This window comes from Paucibacter sp. KBW04 (assembly GCF_003852425.1).
GTDB lineage: Bacteria > Pseudomonadota > Gammaproteobacteria > Burkholderiales > Burkholderiaceae_C > Paucibacter_A.
The window spans coordinates 158076-174035 of the sequence record NZ_QAJN01000001.1; the positions used below are offsets into that span (position 1 = coordinate 158076).

The window sequence follows — 15960 nt, forward strand, 5'->3', positions numbered from 1 at the left end:
GGCTTTCGATCCAGATCAGGGAACAATTTCGACCTTGGCGTCAGCCCAGTCGAACGTTATTGATCCGGTCGATGCGCAGCCGTACTCAAAGGCGAAGAAAGCGGCAGTCATATCTGCGGGGCACTGCATAACGTCGCTTGACCAGTACATCGCGCCAGAGTCAGCAAGAGCACCAGAGATCATCCCCGCCGTTCCAGGTAGCGACAGAGCCCGGTTGTAGGCCGTTCCGTTCGTGCTGCAGGTCAGTTGCACATATGCCTCAAGCCGGTTCACCAAAGTCGCTGACGAAACGCGGCATGTGAAGTGCAACCGGAACTTCACGCCCGGAGCTAGCCCAGTCAACGGTGTGTAAACCTGGCGTACTGCTGAACCGCCTACCGCATTGGTCGCCACCACCCGATTCCAGTTGCCTGGTAAGCCATCAGTGCGTGGAATTGGCGACCCTGAATCGGCAGCGGTGTAGACGACCGAAGTGAATGGGAATGCCCCTGAGTTCCCATCAATCCAGCCAGTACCAAGTTGACCTGTTGGCGCCGGAGTAAGGCCAAAGGTACCGGTAGTACCGGCAAACATGCCCTTGGTGCCCAACAGGTTGCCAGATGGGTTTACTGCGGCGTCATAAACGTCAAGTGCACTAGAAAGCGCTGGGCGAGTCGGAGGAATAACCCTAGCAATGGCTTGCGTGAGCTTCGGGCCAAGGCCTTGAATGGTGCCCAACAAATTTGGATGTAGGTAGTCAGTGCGGTAATACGCCGCGTTCACTACACCGTTGCCTATCGCCACGGTCGGGGATGCCATGAGGCTTGCGCCATCAAACACTTGGCAGCGATACGAGCCGCTGCGCGCCAGGTTTTTAATTGTGGTCACCAGATTGGCGTAGGCCTTGGCCAAGGCCGTTGTCGCAATCGCTGAAGGCAGTGTCGTCGTGATCAAAACAAACGCGCCCGCAGCATTGAACGCTGCAACGAGATCCAGCACTTCGGCCGGTGCAGTTGGCGAGGAGTAGTTGTTGATGCCAACTAGCATCATCACGACATCAGGCGCCCATGCCGTGATCTGAGCAATTCGGTTCTTGACGTCGGTCGTTGTATCGCCCGGAATTCCGTAGTTGCGAATTTGCAGGCTATCAAATCCGTTCATTGCCATCGCAGGAGCACACCAAGCGCTGGCATTTAGAAGGGACTTAGTGCGCTGACCGAGGTTGGAGGCAGTGGTGTCGGAAACTGCGCCGGGACGCGTGCCCGCACGCGGATCCCAACGGACTTGCACGCAAGCGCCCTTGACGCCCCCGCCAGAAACGAGACGGAAGAATCCCCCCCCAGTGACGTCTACAGGCAATCCTGCGCCTTCACCGGCGACGTTAACTGTCATGGCCTTGACGCCATCGAATGCCAGAGTCACCGTGTCATTCACCCCGCAGAATCCATCTGCAGCGGCACTCATCACAAAGCTGGATGTGGTAGTGGCGTTGAGGTTCGTTGTAACCAGAGGGTTTTGATACAGCCCCAGTTCATATCCAGCAAACGGAATGGGATGCAGCAATGCGCCGGCTGCTGAGATGGAGTCAAAGCCGATGGCCATCTTGAGGGGTGCCGTCCGTGCTGACGAGGGAATCCCACTCCCCGACACCGAAGACGCGTCCACGACGGCTAGGTTGACAGACGTCGCGCCGCCGCCCTGGCTCGCCAGCGCCTCCACTTCTTTGTCAAGGCCCACAATGGCAATGCCCGCCGGGTAGTCCACGCCATTGATCTTCTGCCCACGGTTCAAACGGATTGACATTGCGGAGTCCTCAAAACAAGTTCAAAACAAAAGGGGCCGGGCTTTCCGCAAGCAACCGATGCTGCTCGACAGGTCTTGACACGATCCCCGCAAAAGAACCCGGCCTGAGATTTGCGGTTGAGCTGCAGGCCTGGCTCCGAGGCCTCACTGCAGCATGAGGATCCTCGTCATCGCCTTCGGTGGTGTATTCAGTTAGCCTTCAGAGGACTGGTCTGGCTTCAGAGGCTTCACGGTATGTCCAAGCAGCGGCTTGGCTTCGCTCTCAGTCAGATCGACCGTTTCACCATCGGCGTAGTCCTCACCGTCGAAGCGCAGCTGTGCCACCACGTCATACGTCTTCCTGGGCTCGGTGCTAGCAGCGCCTTCTTTTCTCTTCGTTGCCATGTCGGTTACTCCGATTTAGTTGGGGCCGATGGATCAGGCCACTGCGTTGGAGAATAGGAAGCCCAGGTCGTTGGCCGTGATCAGCTCTTTGACGGACTCACCGGAGCGCACGCGCTTGCCGCCCTTCATGCCGATATCGCTGTCTTCAATCGTGCCCGCGACGGCGCCGCCGAACTGAGCCGTCATGCCGAAGGTGATACCGAAGTCAGTGTCGGCCTGCATATTGCGGTGCAGGAACGCTGCCTGCTTGCCCCACAGGCGTGTCACCACTGCGGGCTGGCCCTTGGCCGCCGTATTGAAGAAGGCGTCGCCCACAATCACTTCGTCCAGCTCGAACAGATCAGCGAATTGCTGTCGGCTGACCAAGCCCGCGTTGGTGTTGTTATGGAAGATCGCCTGGCACAACTTCGGATGGCGGCTCAGCACCGACCAGGTCGCCCGGCCAAACACCGCAATGTTGGGGCGCATCACCATGCTGTCGAGTGCCAGGGCGATATCGTTCTGAGGGTTGCTGTTGGTGAAGTCGGACCATTGGCTGGTGCCAGCCAAGCTCAGCTTGTTGTTGGCGCCATAGTTCGCCGGGTTGAAGACCAAGTTGGCAGCGCGGAACTCACGACGGGTTTGCACCAGTTGAGTAGTCAAGCTGGTGGCACGGAACAGCGGGTTCGGAGCGCCAGTCATACCAGCGGCGTGAGCGGCCTCCCATTGACTGATATCGTCATTGGGCACGGGCGAATCCAGCGCATGGTCAACAACGGCGTCGTTAACTTCGGTGCTGGCAAAGTCGATCTGCTGCGGGCTGCCTTTGCGGCCCACCTGGGTTTCGGGCACCGTGAACGCCTCGCCCAAGGCGTACTTTTGCCAGCGGAAGGCCTTGGTGCCAACGGGCACGCGGGGCAGAACCAGGTCGGCGATGAAATTGGGCTGACGGTAAGCCACCGCAATGGCGGTGAGTTCAGGGACGATGATGAACGGCGTAGCGGCCATGTCTTTGAATCCTGTTTGGGTTGAGGTTTAGGCGCCGGTGCTCAGAGCACGTGCGGCGAGCGGAGGTAGGTGATGACGTCATCCGCGACGCCAGACACTTCAGCGAAGCCGATGACGCGGTGGCCGACGGTCGTGGTTGCCACCGCCTTGGCGTTGGCATCGCTGGTGAGTGCGTCACCCCGCGTAACGGTGCCGCCCAGACGGACTTCATGCACATCGCCCACGCCGCAATCGACCATCTCGCCTGCGACCTTGTCGAGGCTGTCGGCGGTGCCGATGATCTTGTCAGTGGGGCCAGTGGCCTTGACGACGCTTAGGTCGGTCGTGCCGGGCTTGACGATGCGATAGCCTTCGACGCCGGACTCGGCCCTGTAGCTGCGAAATTCAGTGATAGCCATTGCGTGGGTTCCTAGAGTTGCGGCGTTAGCCTTGCTTGTGGGTGGTGACGATGTGCTGCACAGCCTGCTCAAAGCTGACCGTGCGGCCAGCCTTGGATTCAGCTTCGCTAAAGGCCACGGCAGCGGCGGTGATGGCGGCCGGGTCTTTCATGTCGACCTCGGCGGGCTTGGTCTCATTGCGAACCAGCTCGGCAAATTCGACGCGAGGTGGCAGCGCCTTCATGGCCGCCTGGAAGACCTCAAGGGCGGGGGTTTCGGTCTTGGCATCGCCCTCGCCGAACTCGATGACCACGGCCGCAGCAGGCAGGGCCTCCATGAACTCCACCCAGCGCTTGCGCTCGGCGGGCAGCCAACGGCCCTCGGCCACCATCGCATCGCCAAATGCAGCAATGCCTGCACTGCGCTGCTCCTTCGCGGCGGCGGCCTGGGCGGCCTCTTGTTCGGCCAAGCGCGCTTCGCGAGCATCCAGCTCGGCGGCACGCGCAGTCAGATCCGGGGTCAGTGTTTTCACTGCTTGCTCTCCTTCGGCATAGGCCGGGGTGGGTTGGGATGGGGTTGCGGTGGCCGTTTCGTCAGCGTCGGGCTGCTGCGCCAGGCGCTGCAGTTCGTCGACTGCGTAACTCGGGGTGACCTTGTCGGCCTCTTCAATGCCGAACTTGGCGATGAGCCACTCGCGGAGGCGACGCCACAGGTTGGCGTTCAGTTCATCGTCCCAGTCGGCAAACTCAACCAGGCCCGCCTCGGGCGCGGCAAAGTCGGCGAGGCCCTTCACGGAGGGCGGCGTGGCGCCCAGCCAGCCGACATGCTTCAGGTAGTACGCGCCGGGCTTGGGATTGCTGGGGTGGTCGGGCGGGTAGAAGCTCGCGCTGCGCTTCTTGTAGCGGCCCGCGCCGACCAGCTCGGCAAACGCGGGCTCGACCTGGCGGGAGCCAGTGATGCACAAGCGCCCCGCCTCATTGACGCCCAGGCTTTGAACCCAGCCATAGGCCGGGCCATCAGTTTTGGGGTGGCCGATGACATGAGGCGCCTCATGCACAGCGGGGTCATAGCTGGCTGCGATGGCGGCCACGTCGGCCGCTGAAAAGTCAATGACCGCGCCGCTCATGGCCACGTGTCGGCCGGGCCTGAAAATCTCGACCTGGTCGAGGTTCACAACACCGCTCGCAACTTGAGCTGCAGCGGGATTTGCTTGGGAGGTTTGGGTTGCCATGCCGCCACTTTGTCGGGCGGCGGGAGCTGCGGCTATTCGCGGGCGCGAAAACTCAACAAAGGCTCAGGCAGGCGCTGAAAAGCACTTAAACCGTGGGGCAAGGCCAGCTCGAAGCATTCTAGACGCAGGTTCGCGTGAACAAAAAAGTTCTGAGTTGCACCCTTCGGTTGCCAACACTTTTACCTAGATTTCGCGCCCGCAATCTCCCAATGTGGATCGGGGCTGGGTTTCGCAGCAACAGCGCGCCAGCCGCACTCGGTGTGCGTACACCGAGGGGCGATTGAGCCTCGCCCTCTTCGTTTTTGAGCCGCATTGCGACCTCTGCCGGAATTCCTGATCCTCAACGGACTCAAGAAACACCCTGCTTTGCGTTTAAACGGGCCGACAAGCGTTTAAAAAGTCTCGCCCCGACCCATGCATGGGCTAGGTGAAGAATTTGCGCTAAATCGCGTTTAATTTCCACTTGAGCTGGGAGTTGCAAGCTTCAACAAGGGGCCGATGGCTGCTCGGTTCACTTGGCCTACCTGTAAAGACAACTCGAAGACAGCCCAATACAACCTCAAGCGGGTCTCGGCTGGCATGGTGATGTTTCGCGCCCTCAGTTCCTCTGACGTCGCTTTCACAGACTCCTGCAAGAGAAATAGGTCTTGCTCACCGCCCTCCTGCCCGTGAACGCGCATTGCCTCCACCGTTGGGCATTCGACTCCCGCTGCCTCACGCCTACGGGCAACGATCTCCTGCAAGTTTGCAAATCGGTTGTCTGGCGGTGGCTCTTCGCCACGCATCGGCAGTTGCCCATTGACCAACCACTCTTGCCGCAATTGCAACTTTTCGCGCAACGCGAACAGTTCGTCCCCGCGCAAATGCTTCACCCGGCCGAGCACCAGGCTCTTCACCCGGTCTAGCTTCACGCCCATCAAGTCAGCAAGGGTCTGCTGCTCCAAGTCGCTCTCTCGCAACACAAACCGAATGCGATCCGCGAGCGAAGATTCTTCTTGCGGAGGTGAAAAGTTTTCGCTAGGATTCACTTGCATTACTTCACTTAGTTTCGCTTGGCCCCGAGGATAACGCTGATGAGGCGCAATAAAACACCTGCTGATGTGAAAAAGGAACTATCACGCAAAGGCGTGTCAGTAGCCGGATGGGCCCGCAAGCACAGCGTGCCGCAGCAAACGGTCCGTGATTTGCTCAGCGGTAAGGCAAAGGGTCACCGAGGTATCGCCCATCGCGCCGCTGTGCTACTGGGTATCAAGGACGGTGAGCTATGAGTAGCACCGCCCGAGTCACGGCCGCGCAACTTGCGGGCCTGCCTGAAATGCCTGCAGACAAGTCCGGCGTCATTCGCCGCGCCGCAGCAGCGGGCTGGTCATATATAGAAGAGCCGGGCCGGGGCGGCATGCGCAAGCTGTATGACGTCGCTCAGCTGCCCGCCGCCACACGAGCAGCGCTGGCCTGGAAGCAACCCAACGTCTTGGTCGCTGGGCAAGATGCGCTGGCCGCCCAGGTGCAGGTGGCAGCAGCTGGCCGCAGCGAGGGTGCCAGGCTGGCGCTGCGGGGAGGCCTTGAGGCCCGCGCCGCACAGGCTCGCGCCCAGAGCAGCTTGCGCCAGGCCGCTGAGCTACCTGCAGCCGCTCAGGCCCGGATGGACGCCAAGCTGGCGATCATTCGCGCCTTCTCGCTGTATGCAAAAGATGCCGGGCTGCCAACCCACCAGGCGCGAACGGCCTTCACCTTGGCCTACAACGCAGGCGCGATTGAAGTCCCCCCTAGCGTTCGCTTGGTTGTACCCAGCACGAGCGACAGCAGCATCGAGCGCTGGCAGGCCCAGGTCAAAAAGGGTGGGATCACTGCCTTGGCGGGTGCTTATGGCAACCGGGCAGGCAGCGGTTTGGTGGACACGCAACCAGCGCTGCAGGAGTTTGTGAAGGCCATGCTGGTGCAGTACCCACATGCGCGAGCGACGCATGTCATGCAGGGCCTGAAAGCCCGCTTCAACTCCTCTGAAAACCCCCTGCCAGCCCGGGCTGTGCTGCCCAGCATGCGCACGCTGGAGCGCTGGATGCATGAATGGCGTGTGGCGAATGCGGAGGTATTGCAAGCCATTGCGAACCCCGATGCATGGAAGAACAACTACATGCTGGCCCTGGGCTCCAAGAGCGAAGGCATCACCGAACTGAACCAGCTGTGGGAGCTGGACAGCAGCCCCGCCGATCTGCTGCTGTCAGATGGCCGCTACAGCCTGATAGGAGGCATCGACGTCGGCACCCGCTGGCCTCGTTTGATCGTGAGCCGCACAAGCAAGGCCACGGCCGTGGCCGCCCTGGTACGCCGCATGCTGCTGGACTTCGGCGTGCCACAGCGCGTGAAGACAGACAACGGCAGTGACTACACCAGCCATCACATCACCCGGGTCTTCAGCGCCCTGAGCGATCCAGGCCGCGAAATGCAGGAGTTGTGCCCACCGTTCCAGCCCTGGCACAAACCGCACATTGAGCGCTTCTTCGGCAGCTTTACACGCAGCCTGGTCGAGCTTTGCGCGGGATACATCGGGCATAACGTCGCCGAGCGCAGCGCCATTGAGGCCCGCAAGAGCTTCGCTGACCGGCTGATGAAACGTGGCGAGGTGGTGGAGTTGCGCATGACGGCCGCCGACTTGCAGGCCTTCTGCGACAACTGGATCAACGACGTCTACATGCACAACCCGCATGAAGGCCTGGGCGGCATTACGCCATTTGAAGCGGCTGCACGAGGCTGCGCTGACCGGCGCGTGATTGACGACGAACACACGCTGGATGTATTGCTGGCCGAGGCCCCGGAGAACGGCGGCCGCCGCACAGTTGGCAAGAAAGGCATTCGCCTGGACGGCACCTACTTCATTGCGCCTGAGCTGGAGGCATGGGCGGGCCGCGAGGTGTATGTGCGCTTTGACGCCCTCAAGCATGACTTGGGCACGGTGTATGTGTTCGGCGGCGACGAGCAGCAATTCATCTGCCTGGCCGAAGCACCCGAGCGCACCGGTATGGACCGCCGCGAAGTCGCCAGCAAGGCCAAGGCGATGCAGACCAAACGCGTGCAGGATCAGCGCCGCGCGCTCAAGGCTGCAGCCAAGAGGGTGGGCACCGACCAGGTCGTCGATGAGATCCTGCGGGAGCGGGCCACGGCCGCAGGCAAGCTCAGCTCCCTAGTCCCCAAGCGCGGTACCGCGCACACCAGCCCAGGGCTGGAGGCCGCCGCCAGCGCGGCAGCAGCAGTGACCGCTCCCCGCCGCAGCACGGCCGACCTGGCCGAGCTGCAGGCGGTGCAAGACGCCCGCCTGCGCATTTCTGCCGAGGAGGTGCCCAAGGGCACACCCAACGAACTGGCTGCACAACGCCAGGCCCGCGATGGCGGTATTGCCACCCCGATGTTTGAAAGCCTTGCTCAGCGGGTGGATTGGCTGCTGCGCCAAGCCAATGTGCGTGAGCTGAGCCTGGAGGAGGCCGACTGCCTGGCGCAGTTCAAACGCGCCCAACCCGCCAGCTATCGCCGCTTGACTGAGCTGGTGGCCGAGCAGGCCAAGGCTGAAAAAGAAAACGCCCCTGACCGCGTTGCAGGCGGTTCAGGAGCGATTTGAACGGGCCACGAAGGCCATTGATTGACACAACAAAGGAGTCCATTTTATGCGCAACAAACTCGCCCTGGTCAAGAACGTCGCCGCCCTGCAGCTCGCGTATGAGGCCCTGAGTGGCCGCGATGCAGGCATCCCTGGCATGGCGCTGGTGTACGGATACACGGGCGCTGGCAAGACCACGGCCATCACCTGGCTGGTGAACAGAACCCGGGGCATCTATGTGCGGGCCGCCGCGACCTGGACGCCCAGCACCATGCTGGGCCGAATCATGATTGAGTTGGGCGCGACGCCGCTGAGCAAAAGCGCCGCGATGGTGGACTACATCGTGAGCGCGCTGACCGAGACGCAACGCCCGCTGTTTGTGGATGAGGCCGACTATCTGCTCGGCAACATCAAGATGATTGAGACGCTGCGCGACATTCACGACCTCAGTGGCGTCCCTGTGGTGCTGATCGGCATGGAGGGTATTGAACGCCGCCTTGTGCATCGCCCTCAGCTTGCCCGGCGCATCAGCCACTGGGTTGAATTCCTGCAGAGCGATTTGGACGATGCTCGCACGCTGGCCTCGACGGTGTGTGAGGTGAGCCTGGACGAAGAGCTGCTGCAGCGCCTACACACTGAATCAGCTGGGTCGATGGGACTGATGGCGGTGGGGCTTGCTCGCATTGAAGCATTTGCGAAAGCCAACGGCTGGGCGGTGGTAACCGGTGAGCAATGGGGTGACCGCAAGCTGCATATGGGCGGCGCACCGAAAGCCAAGGCGGGAGCACGCTGATGACCCGCAAAACCGGAGCCTACAACAAAAGCTCTGTGGCTCCTGGCCTTCAACGCGCTTGGCAAAGTCTGCGCATCTTGCGCACCTGCACGCGCGGCGATATCAGCGCCACCGCTGAGTTGGCTGACGCCACGGTCCGCGCCTACGTGAGCGCCCTGATCAAAGCGGGCTTCATCAAAGTGACGCGCCCTCGTACACGGCGCTATGCAGGCGTCCAGGAGGTGATCACGTTGGTTCGAAATACTGGACCAATCGCCCCAATCGCACGCGCTGACGGCAATGGTGTCTACGACCGGAACACCGACACCACTTGGAACAACAAGGGCGAGGTGCAGAAATGAGCCCCGAAGCAACTCAACCCGCTTGGCTCAAGCACCTGGCCGACCACTGCCGACAGTACGGCCAGCGCCACGCCGCAAACATGTTGGGTTACAGCGCCACCACGATCAATCAATGCCTGAAGGGGTCTTACATGGCCGACACCAAACAGATTGAGCAGCGCGTGCGTGAGCGCCTCACCGACACCTGGCTGCATACCTTGCGCCTGGCCTGCGAACGCGGCACTCAGGCGCAGGCTGCCCAGCAGATCGGCGTCAGCGAAACCACCGTCAGCCAGGTGCTCTCGGGCAACTACAAGGCCAACACGCTGCGCATTGAACGCCGCGTGCGCGGTGAGCTGATGGGCGCTGAGTGCGATTGCCCGGTGATGGGCGATGTGAGCCTGCGCGTCTGCCAAGACGTGCAGGAGCGCCAGCCTGGTAAGTCAGGCACAGGCATCGGCAACCCGCAACACGCACAGGCCTGGCATGCGTGCCGAGGCAGCGGGCGATTCATTAAGGCGGGCCAGTGCCCGCATTTCAACGGAGCCGGGGCCAAGTCGGCAACTGCGCTCGCAACACAGGAGGGCAAGCAGACATGAAACCCGTTCAAGTGATCCGCACGCATCGGTCCGCATGGGCTAAGGCCTGGGACTTCCTCGCCTCATGGCTCAAGGAGCCGGAGGTGTATGTCTCCCTGACGATGGCAATTTGCGCCGGTTGCTATTTCTTGATGTTCGGAGGCTGACATGCATGAATCCAGCCCACAGATCGACTACGTCAAGACCAAGCTCCTGCAGGTGCTCGCCGTCCATAACACAGGCGCAGCGAATGGCGTCAGTGCCCGGATCCTGGCCGCCGTCGTCGGCTGTGACGAGCGCACTTTGCGCAGCGTGATCAGCACCGCGCGCAATGAGGGCATCGCCATCGCGGGCACCCCCAGCACCGGCTACTACATCGCGGAGACGGCCGAGGAGCTGGAGGCCTGCTGCCAGTTCCTGCGGGCCCGCGCCATGCACAGCCTCGGTATCGAAGCACAGCTGCGCCGCATGCCCCTGGCTGATCTGCTGGGCCAGCTGCATTTGCCTACCTAAAGGACAACCATGCCCAAGCCATCCAGAGAACAAGTCTTGAAGGTCGGGGATCGGATCAACGATCTTCTCAATTCGCTTGATGTTCCGCATGAGGCAGTCCTATCGGCTCTGCTCAGCATCTACGTCAGCATCGCCGCCGTCCTGCCGTGCTGCCGGGATTCATGCATCGCCAATCTGGCCCGCGCGAAGAGCATTTTGGAAGCCTCATCCGACGCTCCCATCCATCCAAAACCTCACTGAAAGGAAATCTCATGAGCGAGATCAAAACAGACGTCCCCACTGGCTTCATGCGCGACGCGCAAGGCCGACTGGTTCCCGAGAGCATGGTCAAGCCGATTGACAAGCTGCGCGATCAGACCGTGCGCGACCTCATCGGCAAAGCCCTTGTGATCAACAAGGCGCTTGCTGAGTACAAAGCCCGCGCCTTCGCAGATATCGCCGCAATGGTGATCACCAGCGCCGAGCAGTTTGAAGTGAAGCTGGGCGGCGACAAGGGCAACGTCACGCTGTACAGCTTCGACGGCGAGTTCAAAGTCGTGCGCCAGGTGCAAGAGAACATCAAGTTCGACGAGCGCCTTAAAGCAGCCAAGGCGCTGATCGATGAGTGCATCACCGAATGGTCTGACGGCAGCTCAGACGAAATCAAGGTGCTGATCAATGACGCCTTCCAGGTCAATGCCGAGGGCGACGTCAACACCAATCGAGTATTGGGCCTGCGCCGCCTGAACATCCGCGCGCCCAAGTGGCTGCGCGCGATGGATGCGATTGGCGAGAGCTTCAGCGTGGTGGGCAGCCGCAGCTATGTGCGCCTCTACCGACGCGTCGGGGACACCGACAAATACCAAGCGATCACGCTGGACCTGGCTTCGGTTTAAACCCTCTTCAAACCATAGGAGACTTCGATGGGAACGCGAACAACGGAGATACGCAGGGCCACGCTGGCGGACTTACAGAACGCAGTTGTTTGGTCTGATGAATGCCCTGGACGCTTGCAGTTGGAAGATGTGCATCAGCTGGTTGGCATCACAGCTAAGCGCCTCGGCTTCAACGCTCTGGGCCAGGGCCTGGCCCTGGACCTGGGCAATGGTTTCACCTTGACTTGCACCACCAGCAAAACACCCGAGGTGAAGAAATGATCGCCACCCTCATGGAACAGGTGCGCGCCGCCTTCAAGGCCAGGCCGCCGCAGCCTACGCGAGTGGGCCTGCTCAACACGGGCGAGCTGGTGGTGCTGGACGCCAGCGGCGGCACGCTGGTGTTTGCAGCGCAAACGACACGGCTGATCCGGGAAGCAATCGTCGATTGCGAGTTGGTCCTGGACTTGGACAAAGTGGGGGCTGGCTGCAATGACTAACACGAATCAATCCACTCGCCCTGATTATCGGCTTGAGCTGATCAAATGGATCAGCCCAACAGTCAAGATGCCCCGGCACATGGCGACCGTTGAAATCGCCGTCATGTGCGATGACGGCATTCAACGAAAAGACCGAGGCTGGTACGACTCTGACGCGCGTCAGTGGTTTGACTGGAGCGGTTGGCCGCTGCAATACCCGCCGCTTTGGTGGGCTGATGAGTCCACCGAGCCAGTTTCCTCTGAAGTTCTAAGCGCCCTTGACCAGCTCAAGGTGGCAGTGATTGCCGCAGCGTTTGGTATCAACGCGCTTGATGAGCGAGCGTTGCTGGAGCGCCTGGAGGGACTCTGCCTAGAGGGCGTCAAGATAGGCGTGGCCGCATCAAACCAAGCGTTCGGAAAGATCCATGCCGCACGTGCCGAGGTGCCAGCGTGAGCCCCGCTGTACAGGCCACGACGGTGGTCAAAGTGTTCGACCGGTCCGGTGCTTACGTGACGGCCACGGTGCGCGGCAAACGGGCCAGCTGCACGGGTGGTGCCGTGGCAGCAGGTATGGCCCTGGCATGCAAGCTCTGGCCCGATCCGGGCAAGCGCCAGGCTGAGGCCCTGCCCGAGCACCGCGTGCCCGGCGAAACCCTGGTGCGGCTGACGTATGAGAGCGAGGCCCGCTCATGAATGCCGTGCGCGCCGCAAGGCCAGCGCAAAGCCGCAACAGCGGCCTGGCGCAAATCCACATTGCCAAGAAGCAGCTGGGCTGGGATGACGACACCTATCGCGCCGTGCTGTGGGCGCAGGCCCGTGTGAAGAGTTCGGCCGAGCTGGACCACGCGGGTCGCTCCAAGGTGCTGGCCTACATGGCAGCCAGCGGTGCCGTGCTGGGTCATGCCGCAGGCAAGCCAGGCAAGCACCCTGGCCGCCCCGCAAAGCCGCCTGCTGACCGCGCGGCACAGGTCGGCAAGGTAGAGGCGCTGCTGGCCGACGCAGGCCGCCCCTGGGCCTATGCACATGGCATGTGCAAACGCATGTTCAAGGTCGACCGAGTGGAGTTCGCCAACGCTGAGCAGCTGCAAAGCCTCATCGCGGCGCTGATGTACGACCAGAAACGGAGGCAAGAGAAATGAAGCCCCAGCAACCCAGCACCCCAGCACCCCGGCCGCCTGACCCCTCCGACGATGCCTACACCCACGCGGCCGGGGACGCGGCTAACAAGCGGTCGCAAGAAGATGCGCGCGCCCGTGGCAAGGCCTGGCCCTTTCCTTTTTGAGCCGAGGAACCATATGGCAACCCGACAAACCAAACCGCTGTGCTGCCTGACTATTGGTGGCATTGACGAATTCATCATGCCCGCCGAACTTGGCATGAAAGTGGCCCAGTTGCTGCAGCAAGCGCAAAAGGCCACCCGTAACTACGCTGGGGCTGGGGCCTATCTCTACACCTTGACTGGTGAAGTGGAAGTGAGTTGGGCCAGCGTCAAGCCTAGCCAAATTCGAGCCCCTCTCGCCGAGCCTGATGGCAAGTCCAGCCGTACCAAGCGCGTCGCCTTGACTGCCCCGGAGGCCCCATGATGCAGCTGACCTGCCCTTGCTGCCATGCCCACCTCCCGCTTGAGGCTGCACTACAAGATGATGCCGGTCGCGAACTGATCGGCATGATGGCGGCAATGCCCGCTGAGCTGGCTCGGCCGCTTGTTCATTACTTAGGTTACTTTCGACCGGCGAAGCAGCAGCTCGGGTGGGGTCGGGCCTTGCGGATGGCCCGTGAAGTACTTGCCCTGGAGTCCGATCAAGGGGCGCTGGCATTCGGCCTGCTCGAAGCTGCACGGGGCCTAGATGAAAAACGGGCTCAGGCGGGCTGGAAGCCTCTGGGTAACCACAACTACCTGCGCCGTGTTTTGGAGAGCACTGCAGGCCGATTTGAGGCCATGCCTGCCCCCCAGCAAGCAAAGGTCAGCAAGGTACCTCAAAGCAAGACTGGCAGCGCCCTGGTTGCGCTGGAAGGCATGCGCAAATGAGCAGCTGCAGCACCGAGGCGCCAGCCTGGTTTCACAACCGCATCGTGGATGGTTTGCAGATGCTTTACGCACTGAGTCTCCAAGGCTGCCCATCTGCTGAGGTGCTGCCTCTGACCTTCGTGAGCTGGGTTCAGGTTTTGTGGGCTGGTCGGCCCTGGGTTGAGGAGCTTGATAGCGAGAGGCTTCCTGCGGCCTTCATTGAATTGGCTCGCCGTGCTGAGCGTTGGCCCGCTCCCGGTCAGTTGGTTGGCCATCTTCCGCCCAGACCGCCTGCACTGAAGCTGCCAGAGCCACAGCGAGCCGCATCGGCTTCAGTGCGTGCGCCAACGCTGGCGGCGCGCGATCGCATCAAAGCGCGGGCGTGGAACAAAGGCGACAAGTTTCCGATTGCAAAGTCATCGGATGGCGAAGGAGTTTGATGTGAAAAACACCAAATCAAAGGTAATAGTCACCATCAGGGATTTGGAAGGGGTCAGGTCTTGCTTGTCCCATTTCAAATCAAACAAAGGCTGCGTGAAAAGTACCGAGCCAGCCAAAAATAATGTAGGAGGTATAGACCATGAATAAGGAGCTGCCGCAAAGCCAGGGGTTGCTTGTGTCCCAATCGGCAACATCAATCAAACCTTTGAGTTTGGATGCCGACTATCCCCCGCTTTTGCGCGAGCTGGCCGAGGTTGTTGAGGGTGAGCTGAAGAATATCGGTATCGAACTTAACTACGCCTCTGCAGTCGCGGAAACGGTAGCCGAGCATGTGCGCGAGCGATTTGGCGGCCAACCAAACTACTGGCCCAAGGGCAACACCCTGCGCCAGCGCCAACGCCGAGCAGCGATGTGGGCCGACTTCACCGGCAACAATCACGTTGAACTCGCAACGAAGTACGGGGTATGCGTTCAGCAGGTTTACCGGATGCTGGCGACCGCCCGAGCTGAGTCGACCGCCAGAACTCAACGTGGCCTGTTTGAAGACGAGGCGGGCTAGACTCCTGCTTTGGAGGGCTGCAACATGCCGAATCGCTTCATACCGTTTGCTCTAGCCCTGGCTATTGCCGGGCCTGCCTTGGCCGCTGGTGAAGACTTGGCAGCTTGTCGCTGGGCTAACGGCGCACCTATAGACCCGGTCGTTTGTGATGGTCTGCGCGAATTAGCCGCCCGGGATGCCGAGAAGGCCAAGCGCGACGCTGACACAAGGGCGAGAGGCGAGCGAGACGAGGCTTCACGCGAAGCCCAGCAGCTTGCGCTGAAGGCCGAAGCCGAGGAGCGTATGCAGGCCGCCAAGGCACGCAAAGAAGGTGATGCCTACTGGCTGCAGCAAGGCAATGAAAAGATGGCTGCAGAGCAAAAGAAGTACGACAGCCAGCTGGCCGAGCAAGCACGGCAAGACAAAACACGGCGCCAGGTGTGCGGCGCGGACTATGCAAAGCCCACCGTTGGCATGCCGCTCGCCAGGGCGCGCAGCTGTGTGGGTGAGCTGACGCTGGTGAGCCAGGTGAATCGCAATGACGGTGTGGCCTCGGTCTACCGCGCCGGACGTTTGCAGCTCGTGGTGATGAACGAGAAGGTAGTCGCCTGGCAGCGCTGGTGATCTAATCTCGGGGCGAGCGAATCACCCAGATTCAGCCCCTTCAAACGACCTTTGAGGCCCACAAATGTGGGCCTTTTTGTTTTCGCACAAGCGAAAAGACATTGCAGGGTGCGGCGGCCAACATGGCCGACATGAACCGCATCAAGTCATCCCTCGCATTTGTTGTCGCCTCAGCTGGCTTGCTAGGCGCAAGCATCAGCCTACAGGTCGGGAATAGTCTGCAAAGACTCTCGCACGTTTCTAACGGGCAGGTACTCCCGGCAGACCAGGCTGCAGCGAAGCCGTTCAAAGGCCCAGGCAGCAGCTTTGAAAAGCGTCTCGACCGCCTGATCGGCGGTGGCGGTGGCTTCAGGCGCAGCTTCAACTACCCCGCACCTGGTTGGTCCGTTGCGCATGACCGGCGCCAGGCCCGCAAGCGGCGCAATCAACTGCGCAACAAGCGCGCACATCGGAGCTGAG

The 15960-nt window shown here is 61.2% G+C and carries 26 protein-coding genes; 20 read left to right on the forward strand and 6 right to left on the reverse strand.

Going from position 1 to position 15960, the window contains the following annotated elements; all coding sequences use genetic code 11:
- Positions 1–15 precede the first annotated feature (15 nt).
- From DBR47_RS00690 to DBR47_RS00715, 6 genes are all read right to left on the reverse strand, one after another.
- Positions 16–1782, reverse strand: a complete 1767-nt coding sequence (locus DBR47_RS00690) for a GDSL-type esterase/lipase family protein (RefSeq protein ID WP_124446084.1) — start codon at positions 1780–1782, stop codon at positions 16–18.
- 192 nt (positions 1783–1974) lie between these two features.
- Positions 1975–2166, reverse strand: coding sequence for a hypothetical protein (locus DBR47_RS00695; RefSeq protein WP_124446085.1), 192 nt, complete (start codon positions 2164–2166; stop codon positions 1975–1977).
- A 33-nt stretch (positions 2167–2199) separates the two neighbouring features.
- Complete coding sequence (locus tag DBR47_RS00700) at positions 2200–3153, reverse strand: phage capsid protein (RefSeq protein ID WP_124446086.1); 954 nt, start codon at positions 3151–3153, stop codon at positions 2200–2202.
- 41 nt (positions 3154–3194) lie between these two features.
- Positions 3195–3551 (reverse strand): capsid cement protein, encoded by a 357-nt coding sequence (locus DBR47_RS00705; protein ID WP_124446087.1) that lies wholly within the window; start codon positions 3549–3551, stop codon positions 3195–3197.
- A 25-nt stretch (positions 3552–3576) separates the two neighbouring features.
- Positions 3577–4656, reverse strand: a complete 1080-nt coding sequence (locus DBR47_RS00710; protein WP_124446088.1) for a peptidase — start codon at positions 4654–4656, stop codon at positions 3577–3579.
- A gap of 557 nt (positions 4657–5213) precedes the next feature.
- Complete coding sequence (locus tag DBR47_RS00715) at positions 5214–5795, reverse strand: hypothetical protein (RefSeq protein ID WP_124446089.1); 582 nt, start codon at positions 5793–5795, stop codon at positions 5214–5216.
- Between the two features lie 39 nt (positions 5796–5834).
- Here DBR47_RS00715 and DBR47_RS00720 point away from each other — a divergent pair, with 39 nt between their 5' ends.
- The 20 genes from DBR47_RS00720 (at position 5835) to DBR47_RS00805 (ending at position 15959) form a co-directional block, all read left to right on the forward strand.
- Positions 5835–6029, forward strand: coding sequence for a DNA-binding protein (locus DBR47_RS00720; RefSeq protein WP_124446090.1), 195 nt, complete (start codon positions 5835–5837; stop codon positions 6027–6029).
- Complete coding sequence (locus DBR47_RS00725; protein WP_124446091.1) at positions 6026–8374, forward strand: Mu transposase C-terminal domain-containing protein; 2349 nt, start codon at positions 6026–6028, stop codon at positions 8372–8374. Before DBR47_RS00720 ends, DBR47_RS00725 begins: the two co-directional genes overlap by 4 nt.
- Before the next feature lie 46 nt (positions 8375–8420).
- The gene (locus DBR47_RS00730) at positions 8421–9146 is read left to right on the forward strand and encodes an AAA family ATPase (RefSeq protein ID WP_124446092.1); all 726 of its coding nucleotides are present in this window, start codon (positions 8421–8423) and stop codon (positions 9144–9146) included.
- Positions 9146–9487, forward strand: coding sequence for a hypothetical protein (locus DBR47_RS00735; RefSeq protein ID WP_124446093.1), 342 nt, complete (start codon positions 9146–9148; stop codon positions 9485–9487). Before DBR47_RS00730 ends, DBR47_RS00735 begins: the two co-directional genes overlap by 1 nt.
- Positions 9484–10065, forward strand: coding sequence for a helix-turn-helix transcriptional regulator (locus DBR47_RS00740; protein WP_124446094.1), 582 nt, complete (start codon positions 9484–9486; stop codon positions 10063–10065). Before DBR47_RS00735 ends, DBR47_RS00740 begins: the two co-directional genes overlap by 4 nt.
- Entirely contained in the window at positions 10062–10211 is a 150-nt protein-coding gene (locus DBR47_RS24515) for a hypothetical protein (protein WP_156089031.1), read from the forward strand. The genes DBR47_RS00740 and DBR47_RS24515 overlap by 4 nt, the downstream gene beginning before the upstream one ends.
- Position 10212: 1 nt before the next feature.
- On the forward strand, positions 10213–10557 hold the full coding sequence (locus DBR47_RS00745; protein WP_124446095.1) for a hypothetical protein: 345 nt from the start codon (positions 10213–10215) through the stop codon (positions 10555–10557).
- A 9-nt stretch (positions 10558–10566) separates the two neighbouring features.
- Positions 10567–10797 (forward strand): hypothetical protein, encoded by a 231-nt coding sequence (locus DBR47_RS00750; RefSeq protein ID WP_124446096.1) that lies wholly within the window; start codon positions 10567–10569, stop codon positions 10795–10797.
- Between the two features lie 11 nt (positions 10798–10808).
- Entirely contained in the window at positions 10809–11432 is a 624-nt protein-coding gene (locus DBR47_RS00755; RefSeq protein ID WP_124446097.1) for a DUF3164 family protein, read from the forward strand.
- Between the two features lie 27 nt (positions 11433–11459).
- A complete protein-coding gene (locus tag DBR47_RS00760; protein WP_124446098.1) occupies positions 11460–11693 on the forward strand; it encodes a hypothetical protein in 234 nt (77 codons plus the stop codon).
- Positions 11690–11911: a hypothetical protein gene (locus DBR47_RS00765; RefSeq protein ID WP_124446099.1), complete on the forward strand. Its 222-nt coding sequence runs from the start codon at positions 11690–11692 to the stop codon at positions 11909–11911. The genes DBR47_RS00760 and DBR47_RS00765 overlap by 4 nt, the downstream gene beginning before the upstream one ends.
- Positions 11904–12344, forward strand: coding sequence for a hypothetical protein (locus tag DBR47_RS00770; protein WP_124446100.1), 441 nt, complete (start codon positions 11904–11906; stop codon positions 12342–12344). The genes DBR47_RS00765 and DBR47_RS00770 overlap by 8 nt, the downstream gene beginning before the upstream one ends.
- Positions 12341–12583, forward strand: a complete 243-nt coding sequence (locus DBR47_RS00775) for a hypothetical protein (RefSeq protein WP_124446101.1) — start codon at positions 12341–12343, stop codon at positions 12581–12583. Before DBR47_RS00770 ends, DBR47_RS00775 begins: the two co-directional genes overlap by 4 nt.
- Positions 12580–13029, forward strand: coding sequence for a gp16 family protein (locus DBR47_RS00780; protein WP_124446102.1), 450 nt, complete (start codon positions 12580–12582; stop codon positions 13027–13029). Before DBR47_RS00775 ends, DBR47_RS00780 begins: the two co-directional genes overlap by 4 nt.
- On the forward strand, positions 13026–13172 hold the full coding sequence (locus DBR47_RS24520) for a hypothetical protein (protein WP_156089032.1): 147 nt from the start codon (positions 13026–13028) through the stop codon (positions 13170–13172). The genes DBR47_RS00780 and DBR47_RS24520 overlap by 4 nt, the downstream gene beginning before the upstream one ends.
- A 13-nt stretch (positions 13173–13185) precedes the next feature.
- On the forward strand, positions 13186–13473 hold the full coding sequence (locus tag DBR47_RS00785; RefSeq protein WP_124446103.1) for a hypothetical protein: 288 nt from the start codon (positions 13186–13188) through the stop codon (positions 13471–13473).
- Positions 13470–13919, forward strand: a complete 450-nt coding sequence (locus DBR47_RS00790; protein WP_124446104.1) for a hypothetical protein — start codon at positions 13470–13472, stop codon at positions 13917–13919. Before DBR47_RS00785 ends, DBR47_RS00790 begins: the two co-directional genes overlap by 4 nt.
- A gap of 559 nt (positions 13920–14478) precedes the next feature.
- On the forward strand, positions 14479–14898 hold the full coding sequence (locus DBR47_RS00795) for a Mor transcription activator family protein (RefSeq protein ID WP_124446105.1): 420 nt from the start codon (positions 14479–14481) through the stop codon (positions 14896–14898).
- Between the two features lie 24 nt (positions 14899–14922).
- Positions 14923–15501, forward strand: coding sequence for a hypothetical protein (locus DBR47_RS00800; protein ID WP_124446106.1), 579 nt, complete (start codon positions 14923–14925; stop codon positions 15499–15501).
- Positions 15502–15623: 122 nt separating this feature from the next.
- A complete protein-coding gene (locus tag DBR47_RS00805; RefSeq protein WP_124446107.1) occupies positions 15624–15959 on the forward strand; it encodes a hypothetical protein in 336 nt (111 codons plus the stop codon).
- Position 15960: the final 1 nt, after the last annotated feature.

Excerpts from the sequence above, each read along its gene's own strand:
- DBR47_RS00690 (WP_124446084.1), bottom strand. The coding sequence starts at position 1,782 with ATGTCAATCCGTTTGAACCGTGGGCAGAAGATCAATGGCGTGGACTAC.
- DBR47_RS00695 (WP_124446085.1), bottom strand. The coding sequence starts at position 2,166 with ATGGCAACGAAGAGAAAAGAAGGCGCTGCTAGCACCGAGCCCAGGAAG.
- DBR47_RS00700 (WP_124446086.1), bottom strand. The coding sequence starts at position 3,153 with ATGGCCGCTACGCCGTTCATCATCGTCCCTGAACTCACCGCCATTGCG.
- DBR47_RS00705 (WP_124446087.1), bottom strand. The coding sequence starts at position 3,551 with ATGGCTATCACTGAATTTCGCAGCTACAGGGCCGAGTCCGGCGTCGAA.
- DBR47_RS00710 (WP_124446088.1), bottom strand. The coding sequence starts at position 4,656 with ATGAGCGGCGCGGTCATTGACTTTTCAGCGGCCGACGTGGCCGCCATC.
- DBR47_RS00715 (WP_124446089.1), bottom strand. The coding sequence starts at position 5,795 with ATGCAAGTGAATCCTAGCGAAAACTTTTCACCTCCGCAAGAAGAATCT.
- DBR47_RS00720 (WP_124446090.1), top strand. The coding sequence starts at position 5,835 with ATGAGGCGCAATAAAACACCTGCTGATGTGAAAAAGGAACTATCACGC.
- DBR47_RS00725 (WP_124446091.1), top strand. The coding sequence starts at position 6,026 with ATGAGTAGCACCGCCCGAGTCACGGCCGCGCAACTTGCGGGCCTGCCT.
- DBR47_RS00730 (WP_124446092.1), top strand. The coding sequence starts at position 8,421 with ATGCGCAACAAACTCGCCCTGGTCAAGAACGTCGCCGCCCTGCAGCTC.
- DBR47_RS00735 (WP_124446093.1), top strand. The coding sequence starts at position 9,146 with ATGACCCGCAAAACCGGAGCCTACAACAAAAGCTCTGTGGCTCCTGGC.
- DBR47_RS00740 (WP_124446094.1), top strand. The coding sequence starts at position 9,484 with ATGAGCCCCGAAGCAACTCAACCCGCTTGGCTCAAGCACCTGGCCGAC.
- DBR47_RS24515 (WP_156089031.1), top strand. The coding sequence starts at position 10,062 with ATGAAACCCGTTCAAGTGATCCGCACGCATCGGTCCGCATGGGCTAAG.
- DBR47_RS00745 (WP_124446095.1), top strand. The coding sequence starts at position 10,213 with ATGCATGAATCCAGCCCACAGATCGACTACGTCAAGACCAAGCTCCTG.
- DBR47_RS00750 (WP_124446096.1), top strand. The coding sequence starts at position 10,567 with ATGCCCAAGCCATCCAGAGAACAAGTCTTGAAGGTCGGGGATCGGATC.
- DBR47_RS00755 (WP_124446097.1), top strand. The coding sequence starts at position 10,809 with ATGAGCGAGATCAAAACAGACGTCCCCACTGGCTTCATGCGCGACGCG.
- DBR47_RS00760 (WP_124446098.1), top strand. The coding sequence starts at position 11,460 with ATGGGAACGCGAACAACGGAGATACGCAGGGCCACGCTGGCGGACTTA.
- DBR47_RS00765 (WP_124446099.1), top strand. The coding sequence starts at position 11,690 with ATGATCGCCACCCTCATGGAACAGGTGCGCGCCGCCTTCAAGGCCAGG.
- DBR47_RS00770 (WP_124446100.1), top strand. The coding sequence starts at position 11,904 with ATGACTAACACGAATCAATCCACTCGCCCTGATTATCGGCTTGAGCTG.
- DBR47_RS00780 (WP_124446102.1), top strand. The coding sequence starts at position 12,580 with ATGAATGCCGTGCGCGCCGCAAGGCCAGCGCAAAGCCGCAACAGCGGC.
- DBR47_RS24520 (WP_156089032.1), top strand. The coding sequence starts at position 13,026 with ATGAAGCCCCAGCAACCCAGCACCCCAGCACCCCGGCCGCCTGACCCC.
- DBR47_RS00785 (WP_124446103.1), top strand. The coding sequence starts at position 13,186 with ATGGCAACCCGACAAACCAAACCGCTGTGCTGCCTGACTATTGGTGGC.
- DBR47_RS00790 (WP_124446104.1), top strand. The coding sequence starts at position 13,470 with ATGATGCAGCTGACCTGCCCTTGCTGCCATGCCCACCTCCCGCTTGAG.
- DBR47_RS00795 (WP_124446105.1), top strand. The coding sequence starts at position 14,479 with ATGAATAAGGAGCTGCCGCAAAGCCAGGGGTTGCTTGTGTCCCAATCG.
- DBR47_RS00800 (WP_124446106.1), top strand. The coding sequence starts at position 14,923 with ATGCCGAATCGCTTCATACCGTTTGCTCTAGCCCTGGCTATTGCCGGG.
- DBR47_RS00805 (WP_124446107.1), top strand. The coding sequence starts at position 15,624 with ATGGCCGACATGAACCGCATCAAGTCATCCCTCGCATTTGTTGTCGCC.